Source organism: Gemmatimonas sp. (assembly GCF_044345575.1).
Classification (GTDB): Bacteria; Gemmatimonadota; Gemmatimonadetes; order Gemmatimonadales; family Gemmatimonadaceae; genus Gemmatimonas.
In genome coordinates, this window is record NZ_JBIJAW010000207.1 from 1 (window position 1) to 5,763 (window position 5,763).

Consider the following 5,763-nt stretch of genomic DNA (forward strand, 5'->3'; position numbering starts at 1 on the left):
GCATCGCCTTGGTGTAGCCAATCTCGCTGGTAAAGAAGCCGAGCAACGACAGCTCCTTCATCATGCGGAAGTAGTGCGTGGGCTCCTCGGGCTTCTTGCTCTTCATGAACGCATGCTGCTCGGCGTCGAGCTCTGTCAGCAGCGCGGTGCGCTGCTCGGCCGTGGCCTGCATGAAGCCGGCGCCGTGCTTGGCTTTGCACGCCTCGTCCAGTGCCGTCATGCCCGCCCGGAACACTTTCTGATCTTCCGGCTTGTAGGTGTCGGTGACCATCACCGCCATGAACGGGCCCGTCGCCGCCGCCTTGGCGCCTGGCGACTTGGCCGTCGTGGGGAGAATCGTGTCGGCCACTTCGTCGAGGAACTGCTGGTCGGCTACGGAAAACTCGCCAATGGGCGCCGGTGCTACCGCCGCCTTGGTGGTATCGGCCGCTGGCGGACGATCGCCGGCGCAGGCGGCCATGAGCGAACTGCCGCCCACGAACGCCACACCGCCCAGCAACACGCTCACCCGCTTGATCGCTTCGCGGCGATCGATTCCGGACAGCTTTTCGAAATCAGTCATCGGATGCGATCTCCTTACAGCTCGCGACGCTTGAGCGCATTCACGGCGAAATCCGCCGCGCGCGCGGTCAGCGCCATGTAGGTGAGCGACGGATTCACCGCCGCTGCCGAGGTCATCGCCGACCCATCGGTGACGAACACGTTGAGCGCGTCCCACACCTGGTTGTTGGCGTTGAGCACCGACGTCTTGGGGTCGCGGCCCATGCGCGCCGTACCCATTTCGTGGATGCCCATACCCGGGGCGTAGCCACCGTCGTAGGTCTTCACGTCCTTCACGCCGCTGCTCTCGAGCATTTCCGCCATCTGCACGGTCATGTCCTTGCGCATCAGCTTTTCGTTTTCCTTGATCTCGCAATCGATCTTCAGCACCGGGAGACCCCACTTGTCGGTCTTCGTCTCGTCGATGCTGATCTTGTTGCTGTGGTCGGGGAGCATCTCGCCGAACGCGGTGCCGCCGATGCGCCAGTCACCAGGCTGCGCCATCTCGTCCTTGAAGTCGCCACCGATGCCCAACTCGGCCACCGCGCGTCCCCAGTCTTGACGGCTCGCGCTGCCCTGGTAGCCGTAGCCGCGCAGGTACGGCTGCTTGTCGCCGAAGAGATTCTGCCAGCGCGGGATGTAGAAACCGGTGGGACGACGGCCGTAGTAGTACTTGTCGTCGAAGCCCTCGAGACGACCGCTCGCGCCGAGGCGGAAGTGGTGGTCCATGAGGTTGTGGCCGAGTTCACCGCTCGAGCTGCCGAGGCCGCCGGGCCAGATGTCGCGCGCCGAGCGCATGAGCAGCCACGTGCTGTTGAGCGTGGACGCGCAGAGGAAGAAGATCTTCGCCTTGTACTCGGTGGCTTCCTTCGTCACCGCATCGACCACGCGCACGCCGCTCACCTTCTTGGTGTTCTTATCGTACACGAGTTCGTGCACGATGCTGTTCACCTTGAGCGTGAGGTTCCCCGTCTTCACGGCGGCCGGCAGCGTGCTCGACTGCGTGCTGAAGTACGCGCCGAAGATGCACCCCAGCCAGCAGGCATCGCGGGTCTGGCACTGGCCGCGGCCAGGCAGCGGCTGCGTGATGTTGGCGCTGCGCCCGATGATCAGGTGGCGCTTGCCCTTGTAGTTCTTCTTCATCTGCTCGGCGACATGCTGCTCACCACAGTTGAGCGCAAAGCCGGGCATGAATTCGCTGTCGGGCAGCTGCGGCAGATTTTCGCGCGTCCCTTGAATACCGGCGAACTTCTCGACGTGCGAGTACCACGGCGCGATGTCCTTGTAGCGGATCGGCCAATCGACGGCGAGGCCGTCCTTGGCGTTCGCTTCGAAGTCGAAATCGCTCCAGCGATAGCTCTGGCGCCCCCACATGAGGGAGCGGCCGCCGAGGTGGTAGCCGCGATACCAGTCGAACCGCTTGACCTCGGTGTACGGGCTCTCCTTGTCGTTGGCCCAGTAGTCGAGGTTCTTCTCGTTCAGCGGGTAGTCACGACGCAGCACCGGATAATCGGCTTCCATTTGCTTCGTGCGCCCGCCACGGTGCGGATACTCCCACGGGCCCTTCGTGGCGTTCTTGTACCCCGTGATGTGGTCGATGTTGTGACCGCGCTCGAGGAGCAGGACCTTGAGGCCCTTCTCGGTGAGTTCCTTCGCGGCCCAGCCGCCGGAAATGCCGGAGCCCACGACAATCGCGTCGAACTCCGTCGTCTGTGCAGCCTGCACTGCGCCTCCTGTTCGCGGCCCGGGGAGCATGGGCCGATCGGTGCTGGTCCGGCGTGGCGGGAAGAGTGTGCCGGTGACGCTGACGGGCGGGCCCCTCGGCGTCATCCCCCAAAAGGTGTACACCGGGACACGCCCCCGCGAGGGGCGTTTCCGAAACACACGCGGATCGCCGCTGCCCTGGTCGGACCGCCCGGTGCTTGACGAATCATGCGGACGGACGAGCTTCGAGGGCATGTCAGCCATCTCCCTGTTTTCACGCCCGCGCCGCCTTGCGTTGGCGGCTGCCCTCGGGGTCGCCGCCGTGTCACTCACCGCGTGCGCCGGGGCCCGCCCCACGCCGGCCGCCGAGCCGGAGTTCATCCATCCCGACGGCCCACCGGTGAATCCGTTCTCCCCGGCCGTCCGCGTCGGCAACCTCGTCTTCGTCTCAGGGACGCTCGGTACCACCGGCACGGGACTCACGCTCGTGCCCGGGGGCATCACGCCGGAAACGCGTCAGGTGATGGAGAACATCAAGCGCACGCTCGCGGCCGCCGGCCTCGGCATGGACCGCCTCGTGAAGTGCACAGCGTTCCTGGCCGATCTCAAGGAGTGGCCGGCGATGAACGAGGTGTACCGCTCGTACTTCGGCAACGGGAAGTATCCGGCGCGCGCGGCGGTGCAGGCCACGCTGCTGAACGGGGCCCGGGTGGAATTGGAGTGCGTGGCTGCGGCGAAGTAGCCGGCCGCGCAGGCGGCTACTCCTCGCCGGCCACGCCGTCGATGTTGTAGCCGAGTGCCCGCAGCTTGCCGCTCATCTCCTTCTTCTCGACGGCTTTCACGTAGGCTTCTTCCGGCTCGATCGTCTTGCTCTTCACCAACGTGAGCAGAGCGTCGTTGAGCGTTTCCATGCCCAGCTTCTTCTGGGTCTGGATGATGTTCGGAATCTGCACCGTCTTGCCTTCGCGGATGAGCGCGCTCACCGCCTTGTTCACCAGCAGGATTTCGCGCGCGGCCACGCGTCCGCCGCCGATCTTCTTGCACAACGTCTGCGAGATCACGCCCTTCAGCGACTCGGCCAGCATGATGCGGATCTGATCCTGCCGGTCGGCGGGAAACTGGTCCACGATGCGGTTGATCGTGCTGGCCGCGGTGCTGGTATGCAGCGTGCCGAATACGAGGTGCCCCGTCTCCGCCGTCTCGAGGGCGATGGCGATGGTCTCGAGGTCGCGCAGCTCACCCACGAGGATGATGTCCGGATCCTCGCGCAGCGCGGCCCGCAGCGCGCTCTTGAAGGACTGGGTGTGCACGCCCACCTGTCGCTGCGTGATCAGGCACTTCTTGCTCTGGTGGACGAACTCGATCGGGTCTTCGATCGTGATGATATGATCGGAGCGCGTCCGATTGACGAGGTCCACCAATGCACAGAGCGTGGTCGACTTGCCCGAGCCGGTGGGGCCGGTGACGAGCACCAGTCCCTTGGTGAGATGGCAGAGCGCCTGCACCTCGGGCGAGAGCCCCATCTGCTCCACCGTGACGGTGGTGCTCGCGATGGTGCGAATCACCGACGCGGTCCCATGACGGTCGCGCAACACGTTCACGCGGAAGCGCGACACGCCCTCGATCTCGTACGCGAAGTCGGTGTCCCACTGCGTGGCGAATTCGGCGCGATTCTTCTCGGGCATCACCGCGGTCATCATCGCCGTGACCATGTCGTCGGTGAGCGGACCCTCGCCTTCCAGGCGCAGGAGGTCCCCGCCGAGGCGGAAGATGGGCGGTTCACCGACGCGCAGGTGCAGGTCGGCGGCGCCGCGTGACACCTGAATGCGGAGCAGCTTCTCGATGGCCTCACGGGCCTGCTCCTGAGAAGTGAACGGCCCAAACGGCGCATCGCCGACTCGGCGCCGCACCGACGAGATCTCGCCCGGCGCGGGGGTCCCCGACGGTTCCCGGTCCACCCAGCGGCGGATGCGGATGCGGGTCGTGGAGGGGTCGCTTTCCTGCTGCACCAGCCACTGCTTGTCATTGAAGCGGTAGAGGAACCGGATGCCTTGTGCCGCTGCAATGGATGGGCGGTCTTCGGGGCTGGCCAGTTCACTGACCAGCGCCAGCAACTGCGACTGGGAGAGCACCTGGGTGCTCACTTGCTGGAGTCCGCTCGGCGTGACGCACCGGATCGGCGCATCGGTCTCGAGGAGAATCAGCGAGGCCGCGCCCGATTCCAGGCGCGGCAGGATCTTGTCGAGTTGAGGCACGGGTGACCGCGGTGGCAAAGGTCCATCGGCCGCACGCACTGGAGCCGTTACGTCAGCGGAACGGTCGGCGGGCCACAGGGAGGACGAATGGCACGGCGGGTTGGAAACGGGGGCCGTCACCAATCCGTCGCCGGCCCGTTGCCGGCACGCGACACCCCGCTCACACGATGGTGGCGTTGGCGCGCGACCCTTTCTGGTGCCGACGACGGCCGCCGGACTCCCATCGCCGCCCGAGCCATGCCCGCTACCCTGTTGTCGCACCAGGCCGTTGTACTGCCACTCAAAATGCGCTGGCCCCGCTGGTTTTCCGGCGTCGGGCTGTGCATCGGCAGCATGGCGCCGGATCTCGAGTTCATCGGCCGCATGTCCGACGACTGGCTGTTCAGCCACACCGTCGCCGCGCAGCTCTGGTTCACCGTCCCGTTGTCGATGGGACTGACGTGGATCCTTACCGCGCTCGTCCTGCCGGCGCTGCTGCCGTTTCTGCGTGATCATCCGCGGCTGCGGTTGCACGATCTGGCGGCATTGTCCGCGCCGGCCTCGATGCGCGAATGGGGCGCCGTGGCCTGGTCAGCGTGGGTTGGCGGCCTCTCGCATGTGGTGCTCGATGGCATTACGCACGGCAATCACTCCGGGTGGCTGGTGCCGTCCTTTCCCGTACTGCGCACCCCGGTGCCCCACTTCGGCGGCGCCGTGCCGTTGTACGATGCCCTGCAGTTCTGGCTCACGCTGGTGTTTGCCATCGTCACCGTGCTGCTGTGGCAGCGCATCGTGGCGCGCGGGCTGCTCTGGCAGTGGCGCCGGCGTCGGGTGATGCCGCTGCCGCGACAGCCGCGAACGGTTGGCATGCGGATGCTGTGGATCGTGGGAGGGTGTGCGGCGCTGGGGGCGTGTACCGGCCTGTTGCAGCAGCACGACCGGCCCAAGGCCGCGGCGGCGGCGATTGCCTTCGGGGCGATCGACATGGCGGCGGCCGCGGTGCTGCTGCTGGCGGTGGGGCGGGGGCGGGGGCGGCACGAGGGGCGGGGGGCATCGGCGGGATGAGCGTGCGCCTCCACCAGCAGACGGCAGACCGCAGGAACTACAGCACGCAGTCACGGAGGAATGCGGTAGAACCACACGGCAGCGTGCGCTGCGCGCCGCCGCCGATATCCCTACCGCAAAGGAAATCGGGCGCCCCGCGAAGCGGTGGCGCCCGTGTTGTTGTACCGCATTCCTCCCCTACTGCGTGCTGTAGTTCCTGCGGTCTGCCGTCTGCAGTTCA

Annotated in this window: 5 protein-coding genes; 2 read left to right on the forward strand and 3 right to left on the reverse strand. The window is 66.4% G+C overall.

Annotated elements, in window-relative coordinates; all coding sequences use genetic code 11:
• Window positions 1-562, reverse strand: a 562-nt coding sequence (locus tag ACIQ6O_RS11695) for a gluconate 2-dehydrogenase subunit 3 family protein (RefSeq protein ID WP_396207968.1), incomplete at its 3' end; no start/stop codon positions are given.
• A gap of 14 nt (window positions 563-576) precedes the next feature.
• A complete protein-coding gene (locus ACIQ6O_RS11700) occupies window positions 577-2,265 on the reverse strand; it encodes a GMC oxidoreductase (protein WP_396207969.1) in 1,689 nt (562 codons plus the stop codon).
• Window positions 2,266-2,497: 232 nt separating this feature from the next.
• Between ACIQ6O_RS11700 and ACIQ6O_RS11705 the strand changes: the two genes are divergently transcribed.
• Window positions 2,498-2,986 carry a RidA family protein gene (locus tag ACIQ6O_RS11705; protein ID WP_396207970.1) on the forward strand — a complete coding sequence of 163 codons (489 nt, stop codon included), beginning with the start codon at window positions 2,498-2,500 and terminating at the stop codon, window positions 2,984-2,986.
• 16 nt (window positions 2,987-3,002) lie between these two features.
• On the opposite strand, the gene ACIQ6O_RS11710 is transcribed toward ACIQ6O_RS11705, so the two are convergent.
• Complete coding sequence (locus tag ACIQ6O_RS11710; protein WP_396207971.1) at window positions 3,003-4,499, reverse strand: type IV pilus twitching motility protein PilT; 1,497 nt, start codon at window positions 4,497-4,499, stop codon at window positions 3,003-3,005.
• A gap of 237 nt (window positions 4,500-4,736) precedes the next feature.
• Between ACIQ6O_RS11710 and ACIQ6O_RS11715 the strand changes: the two genes are divergently transcribed.
• A complete protein-coding gene (locus tag ACIQ6O_RS11715) occupies window positions 4,737-5,543 on the forward strand; it encodes a DUF4184 family protein (RefSeq protein ID WP_396207972.1) in 807 nt (268 codons plus the stop codon).
• Window positions 5,544-5,763 lie beyond the last annotated feature (220 nt).